13 protein-coding genes are annotated in these 16039 nt (G+C 64.8%); 10 read left to right on the forward strand and 3 right to left on the reverse strand.

Features of this window, described 5'->3' with window-relative positions; all coding sequences use genetic code 11:
• Positions 1 to 50: 50 nt before the first annotated feature.
• The gene (locus HZI36_RS05905) at positions 51 to 2795 is read right to left on the reverse strand and encodes a winged helix-turn-helix domain-containing protein (protein WP_179401693.1); all 2745 of its coding nucleotides are present in this window, start codon (positions 2793 to 2795) and stop codon (positions 51 to 53) included.
• A gap of 365 nt (positions 2796 to 3160) precedes the next feature.
• On the opposite strand from HZI36_RS05905, the gene HZI36_RS05910 reads away from it, so the two are divergent.
• From HZI36_RS05910 to HZI36_RS05925, 4 genes are all read left to right on the forward strand, one after another.
• Entirely contained in the window at positions 3161 to 4069 is a 909-nt protein-coding gene (locus HZI36_RS05910; protein WP_179401694.1) for a SphA family protein, read from the forward strand.
• Positions 4070 to 4150: 81 nt separating this feature from the next.
• Entirely contained in the window at positions 4151 to 5809 is a 1659-nt protein-coding gene (gene mhpA, locus HZI36_RS05915) for a bifunctional 3-(3-hydroxy-phenyl)propionate/3-hydroxycinnamic acid hydroxylase MhpA (RefSeq protein WP_179401695.1), read from the forward strand.
• On the forward strand, positions 5806 to 6927 hold the full coding sequence (locus tag HZI36_RS05920) for an alpha/beta hydrolase family protein (RefSeq protein ID WP_343050002.1): 1122 nt from the start codon (positions 5806 to 5808) through the stop codon (positions 6925 to 6927). Before mhpA ends, HZI36_RS05920 begins: the two co-directional genes overlap by 4 nt.
• 72 nt (positions 6928 to 6999) lie before the next feature.
• Complete coding sequence (locus HZI36_RS05925; RefSeq protein ID WP_179401696.1) at positions 7000 to 7341, forward strand: zinc ribbon domain-containing protein YjdM; 342 nt, start codon at positions 7000 to 7002, stop codon at positions 7339 to 7341.
• Between the two features lie 78 nt (positions 7342 to 7419).
• On the opposite strand, the gene HZI36_RS05930 is transcribed toward HZI36_RS05925, so the two are convergent.
• Positions 7420 to 7887: a YaiI/YqxD family protein gene (locus tag HZI36_RS05930; RefSeq protein ID WP_179401697.1), complete on the reverse strand. Its 468-nt coding sequence runs from the start codon at positions 7885 to 7887 to the stop codon at positions 7420 to 7422.
• Between the two features lie 151 nt (positions 7888 to 8038).
• On the opposite strand from HZI36_RS05930, the gene HZI36_RS05935 reads away from it, so the two are divergent.
• Positions 8039 to 8590, forward strand: a complete 552-nt coding sequence (locus tag HZI36_RS05935) for a hypothetical protein (protein ID WP_179401698.1) — start codon at positions 8039 to 8041, stop codon at positions 8588 to 8590.
• A gap of 156 nt (positions 8591 to 8746) precedes the next feature.
• The gene (locus HZI36_RS05940; protein WP_179401699.1) at positions 8747 to 8953 is read left to right on the forward strand and encodes a hypothetical protein; all 207 of its coding nucleotides are present in this window, start codon (positions 8747 to 8749) and stop codon (positions 8951 to 8953) included.
• Between the two features lie 73 nt (positions 8954 to 9026).
• Here HZI36_RS05940 and HZI36_RS05945 read toward each other — a convergent pair whose 3' ends face one another.
• Positions 9027 to 10778, reverse strand: a complete 1752-nt coding sequence (locus HZI36_RS05945; RefSeq protein ID WP_218883676.1) for a DUF2252 domain-containing protein — start codon at positions 10776 to 10778, stop codon at positions 9027 to 9029.
• Positions 10779 to 10799: 21 nt separating this feature from the next.
• Between HZI36_RS05945 and HZI36_RS05950 the strand changes: the two genes are divergently transcribed.
• The 4 genes from HZI36_RS05950 to mctP all read left to right on the forward strand — a co-directional run bounded on the left by HZI36_RS05950 (position 10800) and on the right by mctP (position 16005).
• Positions 10800 to 13040, forward strand: coding sequence for an NADP-dependent isocitrate dehydrogenase (locus HZI36_RS05950; protein WP_179401700.1), 2241 nt, complete (start codon positions 10800 to 10802; stop codon positions 13038 to 13040).
• 72 nt (positions 13041 to 13112) lie between these two features.
• Positions 13113 to 14030, forward strand: coding sequence for a class I SAM-dependent methyltransferase (locus HZI36_RS05955; protein WP_179401701.1), 918 nt, complete (start codon positions 13113 to 13115; stop codon positions 14028 to 14030).
• Positions 14031 to 14215: 185 nt separating this feature from the next.
• Positions 14216 to 14458, forward strand: coding sequence for a DUF3311 domain-containing protein (locus HZI36_RS05960; RefSeq protein ID WP_179401702.1), 243 nt, complete (start codon positions 14216 to 14218; stop codon positions 14456 to 14458).
• Positions 14455 to 16005 carry a monocarboxylate uptake permease MctP gene (gene mctP, locus HZI36_RS05965; RefSeq protein ID WP_179401703.1) on the forward strand — a complete coding sequence of 517 codons (1551 nt, stop codon included), beginning with the start codon at positions 14455 to 14457 and terminating at the stop codon, positions 16003 to 16005. Before HZI36_RS05960 ends, mctP begins: the two co-directional genes overlap by 4 nt.
• Positions 16006 to 16039 lie beyond the last annotated feature (34 nt).

A 16039-nucleotide genomic window follows, 5' to 3' on the forward strand; every position in this document is an offset into this window, starting at 1 on the left:
TATTGTATTTTATTGCGGAAAATTTGCTACCGACGTTGCACGAGCCTCGCTCATCGAATCAACCCCAATGCCTTGGCTTTCTGGAACGCCTTGAGCCGGCGCCGAACACCGAGCTTCGAATAGATCTGCTGCATGTACCACTTCACGGATCCTTCGGCCAGACCGAGGCGATCGCCAATCTCCTTGTTCTGAAGCCCCTGCGAGACGAATTCGAGGATGTCGATCTCGCGCTGCGACAGGCGCCCGTCGCTTGCCGGCGGGGACTGCACGGGCCGCTCCTGCGCGATGGTGGTGCGCAACAGCACACGTTCCGGCTGCGTTCTGTACGCCTCCAGCAGTTCGGCGGAGAATGCGGCGTCGGACTGAATGTCCGCGGGAAGGCCGAAGATGGCCGCCACCGCTTGCCTGACGGCCGCCCCTTCTTCGATGAACGGAAGCACGATGTCGCGCGGCGCGGCGTGCGCCAGCGCATCCATCAACGCTCTCGATGCGCCTCGACGATCATCGGACGCCAGCCTTGACGCCGCGACCAGCACGCCCATCCGGATCTCGGTGCGCATGCATGAGCGCTGCACGGCAAAGGTATGCCAGCGCCTCGCCAACGCTTCAGCCTCTTTCGTGAATCCGCGCGCCAGCGCGAGCCGGATCCACGCCACCGCCATGGCCTCGGTCCTCGTCGTCGTTTGCGCGGTCGGGTACAGGGTTGTCGCTTCGCGCGGCAGCTTGGCTTCGTTGGCGATCCGGGTCGCGGCACTCACGTCGTTGCGCAGCATGGCCTGCCGGATTCTTTCGGCAGTGGCATGCCAAAAGAGCCGATCGAACGATTTCGCTTCGGCGAATCGGGTCGCATGCGACAGCAACTCGCCGGCCCTGTCGTGCTCGCCGTCGAGCGCGGCCAGCCTCGCGCGCCCGACGTATGCCGCGATCAGGTGATCCACGAGCCCAAGTTCTTCGCAGACCGGCAGGTATTGATCCCACAGTGCTTTCGCTTCGTCATAGGCGCCACGCTCCATCTCCAGTTCGGCGAGCAAGAGGGCCGGCATCGCGCCGAGGGGGCTGCCGTGTCCGGCGATTTGGTCGCCGATGCCGATGGCCGAACGGTAACCCTCCGCGGCCTTTGCGATCTCCCCTCGCTGCACGAAAGCGGGGCCCGCGATGCTTTCTTGCCAGATCAGGACGAACTGGCTTTTCGCTCGCTCGAAATACCCGCGAGCGGCGACGTCGAGCCGGTGCAACGCATCGAGCCTGTAAAGCTCCCGTTGGGCATACAGCAGACTCAACTCGACGCTGCCGCGGAGATACGGATCGTCGTCGGGAAAGTCGGCGAGCAGTTCCAGACACATCCGTTCCGCCGTGCGCATGTCGTCCGTGAAGATCGCGAGCAGCATCCTGCGATGCTGGTAGAGCCGATGAAGGCGCGACGCCGCTTCCGGCGTCAGCTGGCCGCTCTCGACCTGCGTGCGGATGCGCTTGAGCACGGATGCCAGGACGCTCGCGGTCTCCTCGAAGCGCCATTCGAGCAACAGGCTCCACGTCCTGATCAACTGGATGCGCGGATACTCGTTCAGGATGCGCTCGGGGATCTGCTTCACCCAGGTCATCAGCGAGAGCAGCTGGCCTTGATAAAACAGGTCGTTGCAGGCCTCGTCGAGAATGCCCGCCGCCTGCCGGAAGTCTCTCGACGCGAACGCATGGAACATCGCATCGTCGAGCATGCCGTTGACGCGAAACCATTGCGCCGCGCGCCGATGCAGCGCCGACATCAGCGCGGGATCGGTTTCGCCGAGCCGCTTCTGCAGGAACTGCGAGAACAGGTGGTGGTAGCGAAACCATTGCCCGTCTTCGTCGAGGGAAAAGATGAACAGTCCGCGGCGCTGCAGTTGTTCGATGATCTCGCGGCTGTCGCTGTGTTGTCCCACCTCGTCGCACAACGCGGCGTTGAACTGCCGAAACACGGCGGACTGGATCAGAAAACGTTGCACCGCTTCGCTCTGGGCCGACAGCACGTCTTCCGCCAGAAACGCGCCGATCGCGCGGTTGCCGCCCGACAGATTGCCCAGCCGTTCCACCCAGTCGCCAACGCTCCCGACGGACAGCGACAGCAGTTGCAGTCCCGCCGGCCATCCTTCCGTTTTGATACAGGCCAGATCGATCAACGCCGCGTTCGGCAGTGTCGAGTGGTTGTTTTCGAAGAACAGTTGCGCCTCTTTCCGCGAGAAACGCAACGCCTGTGCGTCGATCTCGCCGAGATCGCCCCGGGCGCGCAATCGCGCCACGTTGAAGTCCGGTTCCGTCCGGCTTGCAATGGCGAAGTGAAGGTTTCCCGGTGCGTCACGCAGCAGGCACTCGAAGAGCCTGTCGGCTGGCGAGCCGGCCAATACGTGAAGATCGTCGATAAACAGGTACAGATCGCCTGTCGCACGTTCGAGCTCATTGCACAGCATCGCGCTGATGGTTTCCGGCGATGCGTTGATGTGGGCCTCGAACAGACCTTGCAGCGCGCTATCGAGCCCGGCAACCGTCTGCGCGAGGGCAGTCGCGCAATGCAGCGCGACTTCCTGGAGCGACGAGCCGATGTCCGCGACGCTGATCCAGGCAATCGACTCCCGGCCGGATGCGCGCAGCGCATCGTGGAGTTGCGCCATCAGCAGGCTTTTTCCGTATCCGGCCGGCGCGCGCACGAGCAGCAGGCGTCGCGCGAGCAGGTGTGCCAGTGCCGTGGGCAGCACCTCCCGCGGCACCGCCGCGCCCGCTCTGCTGGGCGGCCGCAACCGCGTGGCGACGACGGGTACCATTGACGTCTTCCTCCTTGACCTTCTCAAAGCATACACGCGCCCCAATCCCGTGACGCCTATCCAAAGATAGGTTTTGCCGTGTGCCGGCCGTTCGGACCGGCCGGCGCGAACGGGAAAACAGAGCCTCACCCGCACCCACGGGAAAACACCGAAACGTCTTTCAAAGCCGCGCCGGATGAGGCGGCGGCGGATCCGGTCGCCAGGATGCGCGGCGATGGCGCACGGTTCCCTCCTTTGTATAGGTGTGCACGCTCGCGGCCATCACTAGCATTTCGTCATGCACAGCACGGCTCTGTCGAGCCATATGGCGTGCCAGAGATAAAAATTCCAATTAATCAGCATACCTATTCATATCGGAGGGAGACATGTCAAGAACGCCGCGCAAGCTGGCGGTGGCAATCGCGCTGACGTGGTTGCTGCATTCGAACGCCGACGCGACCGAAAATGGGCTCATCAGCTACCCGGTCGGCGTCAACACGGTGTTGAACGGCGTATTGCCTCCCCCCGGAGACACGCAGTTCTACAACTACACGCTTTACTACAATGCGAACAAGTTTGCGGGCGCTGGCGGGCAAAGCCTGATTCCAGGGTTTCATTTGAATACGTTCGCCGACGCGCCTCGCGTGGTTCACACCTGGGGCGCGACGTTCGGCCCTTTCACGGTGTCGAGCGGCGCAATCGTCCCGTTCGTTTATCTGCATGCGAGTACGCCGGCGGGAACCGGCAATCGTACCGCGCTGGGGGACGTCATCCTCGAGCCATGGCTGATCGGCTATGCGAACCCGTCACACACATTCTTCGCTTTTTTCGCTACCGACGTCGCGGTGCCGAGTGGGGCGTACGCGCCAAACCGGATAACCAACACGGGGCTCAACACCTATGCGCTGATGCCGTATCTCAGCACGACATGGTTTCCGACCGCGGCTACCGAGATTTCCACGACCACGCTCGTGGAAATCAACTCGCCCAATGCCGCGACGCATTATCACTCGGGCGCCGTGGCGACCCTGGACTACCTGTTCGGATATTCGATCAACCGCAAGGTTCAGGTCGGTGTTCAGGGATATTTTCTGAAGCAGTTCACCGACGATACCGTCAATGGTGTGTCCGTTCCCGGGGGAGGCTTTCGCGGACAGGCGGTCGCGATAGGGCCGCAGATCCGCTACATGTGGTCGCAGGCCGCCGGAATCGTCGTCAAGTACCAGCACGAATTCGCTGTCCGCAATCGCCCGCAGGGCGACAAGTTGTGGATGGAGATCAGCTTCCCTTTGTAGTGGGATGCGGCGGATTCGGCAAGCCGGGATGACTGGCCGAATCGGCGCAACGCGCTACCGAAACAATCAAGGAGACACAGAATGCAGCCGGATTTGAATCAAGGTGGCGAGCATGCCGCCGAGCATTACGACGTCGCGGTCATCGGATATGGCCCAACCGGTCTCGTGGCCGCATCGATGCTGGGCCGTGCCGGACACCGGGTCGTGGTCATCGAGCGTTGGCCGACGCCGTACGGCCTTCCGCGCCTCACGCACATCGATGGCGAAACGGCGCGCATCGTTCAGGCAAGCAGCAACGTCGAACAGGCGTTGCGCAACGCGAAGCCGGTCGATACCTACCACTATCGGGATGCGCAGGGCGAACTGCTGCTCGAAGTGAACTGGACCGGCCGCGCGTGCGGGTATCCGGGCCACATCTCGATCTACCAGCCCGACATCGAGGACGCGATAGACGCCCGCGCGAGCCGGTACGAGAACGTGACCCTCCTGCGTGGCTGGGAAGTCGAAACGCTGAAGCAGGATGGGGGCGGCGTCGTACTGTCCGCGCATCCGTGGCGGTGTGCGCAAGATGCGCAATGGACCGAAGCGCCGCGCACTTTCCACGTCAGGTACGTGATCGGCGCGGACGGCGCGAACAGTTTCGTGCGACGCACACTCGGTATCGAGCGGACCGATTTTGGACATAACGAACGCTGGCTGAACCTCGATTCCGAGAACAAGCGCGATCTGGGCGACGCGTGCGCGCGCACGACGATCTTCTGCGATCCGGCGCGCGCCTACATGCACATGCCGATCGGCACGAAGCGCACGCGCTTCGAATTGCGTGTGTTGCCGGGCGAAGCGACGCAGGACTGGGAGCGGGAAGAAGCCGGCTGGCGGTGGCTGAAAGAGCGTTACGGGTTGGGTCCGGACGATCTGAAGATGCTGCGTCACGTCGTCTATACCTTCGAGACGCGCATGGCCGAGCGCTGGCGTGAGAGTCGCGTGCTGCTTGCGGGAGACGCGGCGCATACGATGATGCCGTACATGGGCCAGGGCGCGTGTTCCGGCATGCGCGACGGGATCAACCTTGCGTGGAAGCTCGATCTGGTGTTGAGCGGGTGCGCTTCGCCAGCGCTGCTGGACACCTACGAAACCGAACGCCGGCCGCACGTGAGCGCGATCGCGCAGATGTCGCTGTTCCTCGGCAAGGTCGTCAACGAAGACGATCCGCACAAGGTTGCCGAGCGCGATGCGGCGTTCCGCGCCGGCAGCGTTCCGCCGATGCCGCCGTTCCCGAAGATCGAGCAAGGTATCTTGCACCGCAACGCCGACGGCACGCTGTCGCCGTCGACAGGCGCGCCCGCACCGCAGGGACGCGTGCGCCAGGGCGCGGCGGAAGGCAGGCTCGACGACGTGATCGGCTACGGGTTCCAGATTGTCTCCCGCGCGCATCCGGCGCACTATCTCGACGCGCACCAGTTCGCCTTCCTCGAACGACTCGGTTGTCGTTTCGCGGTGCTCTCCGACGATTCGGCTGCAACCGACGCCGTTGTCGAACTCGACGGCGATCAGCGTGCGTTCATGGACGAACACGGGATCGAGGCCTACATGAGTCGACCGGATTTCGTCGTGTTCGGCTCGGTCGCCGATTTGCGCGACCTCGGCGCACTGGTCGATGATCTGCGCGATCAGCTTCACTGGTGTGCCCGACCCGTTGCGGATCGGGCGGCCCGTACGGACGGCATGCGAGTTTCGTGAGCGAGGAATCGGCAATGACAACAACGTTGTTTCCTTCGATGCTGGCGCTGCAGCGGGCGATGCCGTTCACCCGGCTGCTCGACTGTGGCATGGATTACGCGGACGCCTCGGCGCTGCACGCGCGCACGTCGATGGGCGCGCCGTGGGACGTGACCGCCGAAGCACTGGCCGACGCGCAATTCGAGCGTGCGGCACGCGCGGCCGACGCCGGGCACCTGATAACGGCAGCGGATGCGCAGGCGATGGGGATGGCCGATCTGTTGTTCGCGCAGATGGCGTTCAACGCGGACCTGCCGCGCAAGCGCTCGCTGTACGCGCGGTTGCACGAAGCGGCCTGCCGTTTCTCGGACTGGTCGGACAAAGGGATCGAGCGCGTCGAGCTGCCCTTCGCCGGCGCGCATCTGATCGGCTGGCTCGTTCGTCCGACCGGGCGCGCCGTGCGCGGCACGGTCATCGTCTTCGGTGGGCAAAGCGGCTGGGGTTTTGCCTACTGGCCGATCGCGCGCGCGCTTGCGGCACGCGGGCTCGCGACGCTGCTCGCCGAAGGGCCGGGGCAGGGGGAGACGCGGCTCGAACAGCGGATATTCGTCGATGTCGATGTCGCGGCCGCTTACCGGCGCTTCGTCGATCACGTCGCCGCGGACGCGTCGCTCGGTCGGGTCGGTATTTGGGGAAACAGCGTCGGTGGGTTGTGGGCCGCGTCCACGGCGGCGTCCGACCCGCGAATCGCTGCTTGCTGCGTGAACGGTGCGCTCGCCGCGCCCACGCTGCTGCCCTTCAGGACATTCGTCGAGCAGGCCGCCGCGATGCTCGGTAACGACGATTCCGATGCGATCGCGGCGAATTTCGCCCGCATGCGATTCGTGCCGGAGCGCGATCGGATCGCCTGTCCGCTGCTCGTTCTGCACGGCGGCGAAGATCCGTTGATCCGGCTCGAGGATCAGCAGCCGTTCCTTGACGCCGCGGCGCCCGGCGATGTGACGCTCAAGATCTGGCCGGATGGAGAACACACGATCTACAACCATGCCGCGGAGCGGACTGCGCTCGTCTGCGACTGGTTTGTCGAGCGCCTGACATCGGTCGGCGCCGAACCGGTGCGAGGTTCGGCGATCGGCTGACGGCCAACAGGGTTCCTTCCAGCGCTATACTTCCCCGCTTTTATCGCTTTCACCCGAGAGCCAGGAAGACACATGAGCGCATTGCCCCCTTGTCCGAAATGCCATTCCGAACTGACGTACGAAGACGGGAGCGTCTACATCTGCCCGGAATGCGCGCATGAATGGGCGACGCAAGCGGCCGCGCCGACCGAAACGGCCGGAAGGGTTTATCGCGATTCGGCCGGAAATGTGTTGCAGGATGGCGATACCGTCACCGTCATCAAGGACCTGAAACTGAAGGGTTCGTCCGGCGTGGTCAAGATGGGCACCAAGGTAAAAAATATCCGGTTGGTGGACAGCGATCACGATATCGATTGCAAGATCGATGGCTTCGGTGCGATGAGCCTGAAATCGGAATTCGTCAAGAAGGTGTGACCCAGCGCAAGGGCGGCCGTCAGGTCAGCGGAGGCCGCCCGTCCCGCCACCTCATTGCGGTGCGATCGCGTCTGGATATCAAACGGCGCGGCCGGGCGGCGTGCCGTGACGCGCGAGGAACCGGTCGAGCTGTCCCGCGAACGCCTTGCTGTCGCGTGTGCCATAGGGCGCCGGCCCTCCGGTATCGACGCCCGTGCTGCGCAATTGGTCCATCATCGCGCGCATCGTCAGGCGTTCCTCGATATTCTCGCGGCTGAACCAGTTTCCGCGCGGATCGAGCGCGTGAGCGCCTTTGTCGAGGACGGCCGCGGCAAGGGGGATATCGGCGGTAATCACCAGGTCGCCCGCCGTGACCAGTTCGACGATGCGCGCATCGGCCACGTCGAAACCCGCCGGCACTTGCAGTGCCTTGATAAAGGGGGACGGCGGTGTGCGCAAATACTGGTTCGCGACCAGCGTCACGTGTATTTCGGCCCGACGCGCGGCCCGAAACAGCATGTCCTTGACGACAGCGGGGCAGGCATCAGCGTCAACCAGCACTTGCATGGCGGCATGTCCAATACAGGGAAAACGCGATCATATATGACGGACGGCTGTCGTCCTGCCTCGGTTGCGCATGTCGATCTGCTGGCCGCGCCCAGTCGGTAAAATGGCATGCATTGTGCAGTATGCCTCGCACCCAATCAGTGAACCCGCAATGACCGTTACATCCTTTCCCTCATCCGACCCCGCAACCGATCTCATCGCCGATCCCGCCGCCGAAAGCCCCGTCACGGAGGCCCCTGAAACGCTGCACGAGGATGGTCTGTGGCGCGACGGCGGCTGGACCGCGCGCGTCATCAAGAACGAGGACGACGATGGGTGGGCCGTTGAAATGATCAAGGACGGTGAGCCGGAGCCCGCGCTCGTCGGTCCGTGGACGATGGGCCGCAACAAGAAGGATCCGAAGCCGCTCGATACGGCTGCCTTCAATACGCTGGTGAAAACGGCGTCGGAGGTATTGCGCCGGCACGAACAGCAGCTTCGCGCGCAGTTGCACAAGAGCCTGACGGTGGCGACGGCAACGGGCGATGGCGAATTGAAAATCACGCTGGACATCGTTCCCGAAGAGGACGAGCCGTACGCGCTGCTGACGGCGCTCGACGCCTTTGGCGAGCAGCTTGCTCAGGTGCAGGTGGCGGCGAACTTCAAGCTCAGCAGGGCGAGCGCCGCGAGCTGGGTGGAAAACGAGTTCCGCCGGCCGGGCTGAATTCGGGTTTTCACCAGTCAAGACCATTCGCGACGAAGCCGTTATCGCCGTTGACGTCAGCGGTGCCGGACAAGGGTTTGGATGCGAAAGAGCAAACGTTTGTCTGAACGCCGTTGCTGTCGTGACTTTCGACCCCGCTCGCGCAAGGAGACGAACATGGTGAAGACGGAGATCGAACAACTCGAGAAGGCACTGAACGTGTTGGTTTATCGCCCGAAACTCGTCCGCCGCGACTACTGGGTGTCGCAGATCGAGAGGCTGCTCGAGCAGACGGGCCTGTCCTCGCAGGATCTGCGACGCCTGCATGCGCTGCGCGATTTGCTCGGTTTTCCGGCGGGGGAGTATACCGTCGTGAAACCCTAGCGCAGACGATCGGTCGGCATGATCCGCTCGACCGCTTCAAAGGCCCGCTTCAAAGGCCCGCTTCAACAGCACGTTAAGGTCGAAACGCCGTGCCGCCGTTCTCCTGGTCCCCGTGCTCGACCGGTAGAACACCCCGCGCCACGGCCTTGACCAGCGCCTGATGATCTGCCTCGGTCTGGTCCGCATACGCCTTCGCGAAGCGGCACAGCGCTTTGTCCAGCGCATCCGACGCGCCGGCGTATCCGGCGATCATCGACGCGCCGCTCGTGCGCGCATGCCCCTTCGCGAGCAGGCGGCCGACGATGCCGGCGTAATCGGTCAGCGCCGCCGCGTCGAGCGCGTCCAGCGAAATGGTCCCCTTCATGTTGCGGAACTGCCGGACGTAGTACTGCAGCCCGTCGATGCTGGTCCAGCCGAGCAGCGGATCGCTGACCGTCTGCAATGCCTGCTGGTACTCGACGACCCGCTGCCCCTGGTGCGCGTGCCAGGCCGAATCGCCGTGCACGAACCGCGCCAGCACCGAGCGGCGCGCCTGCTTGAGTTGCAGGAACACCACGTCGTCCGCGCTGCTGCCCTCGAGCAGCGCCACATAGGCGCGCAGGCCGACGCTGCCGACGCCCACCACCTTGTGCGCGATATCCACCAGCGTGTAGCCGCCGAGCGCGCGGCGCCAATGCGACGCCAGCGTGTTCAGATACGCGTCCAGCGCGGCGGCGACGCGTTCCGCCTCCGCTTCCGGCACCCGGGTGATCAACGGCGGCTCGTCCACGATGAAGCGCCGGCCGTCGCGCTCCGTGGTGAAGCGCGGCAGCGCGCGATCGCTGGTGCGCGAGCGCGCGCGTTTCGCCGCGCGCGCGATCTCGTTGCGCAATCCGCTGTCTCTCGCCGTGTCGCGCAACCGGTCGACGTCGATCCGCTCGTACGAGCGCGACAGCAGCGGCTCGTTGGCCAGGAAGCGCACTTCGTCGCGATACGCGGCGACGCAGGACGCGACCGAGTCGTGACATTGATCCTCGCGGGCGCCCGTTTGCCGGCCCGCCACCCAGATGCTGGCCACCAGCCGGCGCAGATCCCATTCCCACGCGCCGGGATGCGCTTCGTCGAAGTCGTTCAGGTCGATGACCAGATCCCGCTCCGGGGATGCGTAGAAACCGAAGTTTCCGAGGTGCGCATCGCCGCAGATGACGGGCGTGATGCCGGTCGCGGGAAGCCGGGCGACGTCCTCGGCCATCACGATGGCCGTGCCGCGCAGAAATCCATACGGCGAACCTGCCATGCGGGCGACCCGGATCGGGATCAGCCGGTCCAGCCGGCCTTCGTGCGAATGCTTGATCTGCTCGACCGGATCGGGCCGGTCGGCCGGCGCCTTCCAGTCGCCCAGCACGCTGCGGGGCACCTGATGGCGCAGGCTGCGGCCGAGCTCGAATCGTTCCGCGCGCGATATCGGGCGCCGCCGCAACGAACGGTAGCTGTCGCTCTCCGCATTGGCCAGCACCACGTGCCCCGAAGGCAGCGGTGCCTGCGGCGTGCCCGCCGGTTCGCCGGGGAGATGCGGTGCGGGAGCGGGCGGCGCGCTCGTCTGCGCGTGGTTCGTCTTCATTGGATGGGCCGGCGATCGACGGATGAATCGGGTGACGGTATTACCCGGGGCGGGAACAGTTGGGCCAAGAATACGAAATTCGGCAACACTAGACAACTTTCGCGGTCGCGTGGAAAACCCCACCGGCTTTTCCGCGACCGGGAAAATCAGGCAGAATCCGATTTGCCCGATTCGCGCCCGGCGTTTGCGCTCCCACCCGGACGACGCACGCGGGATGCCTTTCAACTGCCTGTCCAGAGCCCAGCAATGACGACCCAGCAACCGACGATCATCTACACCCTCACCGACGAGGCCCCGCTGCTCGCGACCAGCGCGTTCCTGCCGATCATCCGGACCTTCACCGCGCCGGCGGGCATTCAGGTCGAGACGAGCGACATTTCGGTCGCGAGCCGCATTCTCGGCGAGTTCCCGGAATACCTGACCGATGCGCAGCGTGTGCCCGACAACCTCGCCGAGCTGGGCCGCCTGACCCAGCTTCCGGACACCAACATCATCAAGCTGCCCAACATCAGCGCCTCGGTGCCGCAGCTCGAGAGCGCGATCAAGGAACTGCAGGCGAAGGGCTACAACGTGCCCGACTATCCGGAAGATCCGAAGACCGACGAAGAGAAGGCGATCCGCCAGCGCTACTCGAAGTGTCTGGGCAGCGCGGTGAACCCGGTGCTGCGCGAAGGCAACTCGGACCGCCGCGCGCCCGCCGCGGTGAAGAACTACGCGCGCAAGCATCCGCACAGCATGGGCGAATGGAGCATGGCGTCGCGCACGCACGTCGCGCACATGCGGCACGGTGACTTCTACCACGGCGAAAAGTCGATGACGCTCGACCATGCGCGCGACGTGAAGATGGAGCTCGTCACGAAGAGCGGCAACACGATCGTGCTGAAGCCGAAGGTCGCGCTGCAGGACGGCGAGATCATCGACAGCATGTTCATGAGCAAGAACGCGCTGCTCGCGTTCTACGAAGAGCAGATGGAAGACGCGCGCAAGACCGGCATGATGCTGTCGCTGCACGTGAAGGCGACGATGATGAAGGTGTCGCACCCGATCGTCTTCGGCCACGCGGTGAGGGTGTTCTACAAGGAAGCGTTCGACAAGCACGGCAAGCTGTTCGACGAGCTCGGCGTGAACGTGAACAACGGCCTCGTCAACCTGTACGAGAAGCTGGAAATGCTGCCGGAATCGAAGCGCGAGGAAGTGATCCGCGATCTGCACGCGTGCCACGAGCACCGTCCGGAGCTCGCGATGGTCGACTCGGCGAAGGGCATCTCGAACCTGCACGCGCCGAACGACGTGATCGTCGATGCGTCGATGCCGGCGATGATCCGCCTCGGCGGCAAGATGTGGGGCGCCGACGGCCGTCCGAAGGACACGAAGGCCGTGATTCCGGAGAGCACGTTCGCGCGGATCTACCAGGAGATGATCAACTTCTGCAAGACCAATGGCAACTTCGATCCGGTCACGATGGGCAGCGTGCCGAACGTCGGCCTGATGGCGCAGAAGGCCGAGGAGTACGGCTCGCACGACAAGACCTTCGAAATGCCGGAGGACGGCGAGGCGCGCATCGTCGATCTCGCGACGGGCGAGGTGCTGCTGACGCAGAACGTCGAGGAAGGCGACATCTGGCGCATGTGTCAGGTGAAGGACGCGGCGATCCGCGACTGGGTCAAGCTCGCGGTCACGCGCGTGCGCAACTCGGGCACGCCCGCCGTGTTCTGGCTCGACCCGTATCGCCCGCACGAGGCGGAGCTCATCAAGAAGGTCGAGACCTACCTGAAGGATTACGACACGACGGGCCTCGACATCCAGATCATGTCGCAGGTGCGCGCGATGCGCTACACGCTCGAGCGCGTGGTGCGCGGGCTCGATACGATCTCGGTCACGGGCAACATCCTGCGCGACTACCTGACCGACCTGTTCCCGATCATGGAGCTCGGCACGAGCGCGAAGATGCTGTCGATCGTGCCGCTGATGGCCGGCGGTGGGATGTACGAGACGGGGGCGGGCGGCTCGGCGCCGAAGCACGTGAAGCAGCTCGTCGAGGAAAACCATCTGCGCTGGGACTCGCTCGGCGAATTCCTCGCGCTCGCGGTGTCGCTCGAGGAGCTGGGCATCAAGACCGGCAACGAGAAGGCCAAGATCCTGGCGAAGACGCTGGATGCGGCGACCGGCAAGCTGCTCGACAACAACAAGAGCCCGAACCCGAAGACGGGCCAGCTGGACAATCGCGGCAGCCAGTTCTATCTCGCGATGTACTGGGCGCAGGAGCTGGCCGGGCAGAAGGACGACGCGGCGCTGGCCGCGCAGTTCGCGCCGCTCGCGAAGCGGCTGGCCGACAACGAGCAGGCGATCCTCGCGGAGCTGTCGGCCGTGCAGGGCAAGCCGGCCGATATCGGCGGCTATTACAAGCCCGACTTCGACAAGCTCGATGCGGTGATGCGGCCGAGCCGGACGCTCAACGACGCGCTGGCGGCGGTTCAGGCGCAGTAACGCAGTAAATGAGTCGTGCCGCCCGGCGAGGCCGGGCGGCCGATTTAAACGTATCCCGCAGGACACTTTCCAATGACCCGATTGATCAAGCGCGCGTCCGCCGAGGCGCGCGCGTTCCGCCGCAACCAGTCCGCCGCGTACGACGGCGCGGCGAACCTGAAGCCCATACGCGCGAAGCGTCGCGCGGACCTCGACGGCCGCGACGATCTCCCCGTACTCGACGCGCCGCGCAAGCCGCGCTTCGCGCCCGTCACGTTCTCCGAGGAGCGCGGCGTGCGCTATCTGCACTTCGGCACCGAGTGGGTGCAGGGCGCGATGCGGCTGTCGAAGCCGTACAAGATCGAGCTCGAATACGCGCAGCAGATGATGGCGTGGCTGCTGTTCCTCGAAACGCCCGCGCGGATCGTCCAGCTCGGCCTCGGCACCGGCGCGCTGACGAAGTTCGCGCATCGCTTCCTGCCGCGCGCGCAAGTCGACGCCGTCGAGCTGAACCCGGCCGTGATCGTCGCCGCGCGCTCGATGTTCGAGCTGCCGCCCGACGACGCACGCCTGTCCGTGCACGAAGCGGACGCATGGGACTTCGTCAACGATCCGGCGAACCGCGGCACGACGGGCGCGATGCAGATCGACCTTTACGACGCGACCGCGCGCGGCCCGGTGCTCGACAGCGTCGCGTTCTATCGCGCGGTGCGCGGTTGCCTCGCCGATGCGGGCATCGCGACGATCAACCTGTTCGGCGACCATCCCAGTTTCGTGCGCAACATGAAGCACTTGAACGCGGCGTTCGACCATCGCGTGATCGCGCTGCCGGAAGTGCACGACGGCAACCGGATCGCGCTCGCGTTCGCGGGCCCGTCGCTCGACGTGACGTTCGCGCAGCTCGACGCGCGCGCGCGATTGGTCGAGGACTCGATCGATCTGCCCGCCCGCTCGTGGGTGAAAGCGTTGAAAGCCTCGGTCGAGCCGCGCGCGACGTCGTTTTCGATCTGACGCTTCGCACTCCGGTCATATTTCGCGGGGACGGATCCCTCGGGGTTCGTCCCTGCTTGACGGTGCGCTTACGGCTTTTATACTGGCGCCAGCCAGGGGAGCGTCGGGTTACCGGTTCCGTCGTCTCCTCTCGCTGCCGTACCCCGTTTACAAAGATCAACAATCGGGAATGATGAGGAGCCGTCATGGCACACGACGCCGACGCCAAACGGGCCGCCAAGCGCTGGCTCTGGTTGCTGGTCCTGCCGCTGATCGCGATGGTCTGGGTGCCGTCGTACAGCAAGATCGAGCCGCAGTTGTTCGGCTTTCCGTTCTTCTACTGGTATCAGCTGGCCTGGGTCTTCGTTAGCGCGGTGATCACCGCGTTCGTCTATTTCGTGACGAAGGACTGCTGGACGGCGGGCGGCCCGCAGGGAGACCGTCGATGAATCTCGCCGCCACTTTCGTTTTCGTCCTGTTCTTCGTCGGCGTCACGATCCTCGGCTTCCTCGCCGCGAACTGGCGGCGCGGCGATCTCGCGCATCTCGACGAGTGGGGCCTCGGCGGCCGCCGCTTCGGCACCATCGTCACGTGGTTCCTGCTCGGCGGCGACCTGTACACCGCGTACACGTTCGTCGCGGTGCCGGCGCTCGTGTTCGGTGCGGGCGCAATGGGTTTCTTCGCGCTGCCGTATACGATCATGATCTATCCGTTCGCGTTCGTCGTGTTCCCGAAGCTGTGGAGCATCGCGAAGCGGCACGGCTACGTGACCGCCGCCGACTTCGTCAGCGCGCGCTACGGCAGCCGCTCGCTCGCGCTGATGATCGCGGTGACGGGGATCGTCGCGACGATGCCATACATCGCGCTGCAGCTCGTCGGCATCGAGGTCGTGATCGGCGCGCTCGGCTTCGACACGACCGGCTTCGTCGGCGACCTGCCGCTGATCATCGCGTTCGCGATCCTCGCCGCATACACGTATACGTCGGGCCTGCGCGCGCCCGCGATGATCGCGATCGTGAAGGACATCCTGATCTACATCACGATCATCGCGGCCGTGATCGTGATTCCGGCGCAGCTCGGCGGCTTCGGACACATCTTCAGCACGGTGCCGCCCGCGAAGCTGCTGCTGAAGGCGCCCGACGTGTCGAGCATGAACGGCTACAGCGCGTACGCGACGCTCGCGGTCGGCTCCGCGCTCGCGCTGTTCCTGTATCCGCACTCGGTCACCGCGATCCTGTCGTCGGCGTCGGGCAACTCGATCCGCCGCAACATGGCGTTGCTGCCCGCGTACTCGTTCGTGCTCGGTCTGCTCGCGCTGCTCGGCTACATGGCGCTCGCGTCGGGCGTGAAGGACATGCCGCAGTACGCGCCGTACTTCAAGGCGTTCGGTCCGAACTTCGCGGTGCCCGCGCTGTTCCTGCAGTACTTCCCGTCGTGGTTCGTCGGTGTTGCGTTCGCGGCGATCGCGATCGGCGCGCTGGTGCCGGCGGCGATCATGTCGATCGCGGCCGCGAACCTGTACACGCGCAATATCCATCGCGAGTTCGTGAACCGCAACATGAGCCCCGCGCAGGAGACGCACGTCGCGAAGTTCGTGTCGCTGATCGTGAAGGTCGGCGCGGTCGCGTTCATCCTCGGGCTGCCGCTCACGTATGCGATCCAGCTGCAGCTGCTCGGCGGGATCTGGATCATCCAGACGCTGCCCGCGATCGTGCTCGGCCTCTACACGCGCAAGCTCGACTATCGCGGGCTGATCGCCGGCTGGGCGGCCGGCATCGTCTGCGGCACGTGGATGGCGATCTCGCTGCAGCTGAAAGGCTCGATCTATGCGATTCATCTGTTCGGCTACGCGATTCCCGGCTATGCGGCGGTGTGGTCGCTGGTCGTGAACCTCGTCGTCGCGGTGGCCGTCAGCGCGCTCGTGCGGATGCTCGGGATGGCGCACGCGGAAGACCGCACGCGGCCGGAGGATTATCTGGACGTCGTCGAGGGCTGATACCCGGCACGCCAATGAAAACGCCCGCCACCGT

The sequence above is a fragment of the Burkholderia guangdongensis genome, assembly GCF_013403875.1.
Taxonomy (GTDB): domain Bacteria; phylum Pseudomonadota; class Gammaproteobacteria; order Burkholderiales; family Burkholderiaceae; genus Burkholderia; species Burkholderia guangdongensis.

Coding starts and splice junctions, on each gene's coding strand:
- HZI36_RS05905 (WP_179401693.1), bottom strand. CDS start 2,795: ATGGTACCCGTCGTCGCCACGCGGTTGCGGCCGCCCAGCAGAGCGGGC.
- HZI36_RS05910 (WP_179401694.1), top strand. CDS start 3,161: ATGTCAAGAACGCCGCGCAAGCTGGCGGTGGCAATCGCGCTGACGTGG.
- mhpA (WP_179401695.1), top strand. CDS start 4,151: ATGCAGCCGGATTTGAATCAAGGTGGCGAGCATGCCGCCGAGCATTAC.
- HZI36_RS05925 (WP_179401696.1), top strand. CDS start 7,000: ATGAGCGCATTGCCCCCTTGTCCGAAATGCCATTCCGAACTGACGTAC.
- HZI36_RS05930 (WP_179401697.1), bottom strand. CDS start 7,887: ATGCAAGTGCTGGTTGACGCTGATGCCTGCCCCGCTGTCGTCAAGGAC.
- HZI36_RS05935 (WP_179401698.1), top strand. CDS start 8,039: ATGACCGTTACATCCTTTCCCTCATCCGACCCCGCAACCGATCTCATC.
- HZI36_RS05940 (WP_179401699.1), top strand. CDS start 8,747: ATGGTGAAGACGGAGATCGAACAACTCGAGAAGGCACTGAACGTGTTG.
- HZI36_RS05950 (WP_179401700.1), top strand. CDS start 10,800: ATGACGACCCAGCAACCGACGATCATCTACACCCTCACCGACGAGGCC.
- HZI36_RS05955 (WP_179401701.1), top strand. CDS start 13,113: ATGACCCGATTGATCAAGCGCGCGTCCGCCGAGGCGCGCGCGTTCCGC.
- HZI36_RS05960 (WP_179401702.1), top strand. CDS start 14,216: ATGGCACACGACGCCGACGCCAAACGGGCCGCCAAGCGCTGGCTCTGG.
- mctP (WP_179401703.1), top strand. CDS start 14,455: ATGAATCTCGCCGCCACTTTCGTTTTCGTCCTGTTCTTCGTCGGCGTC.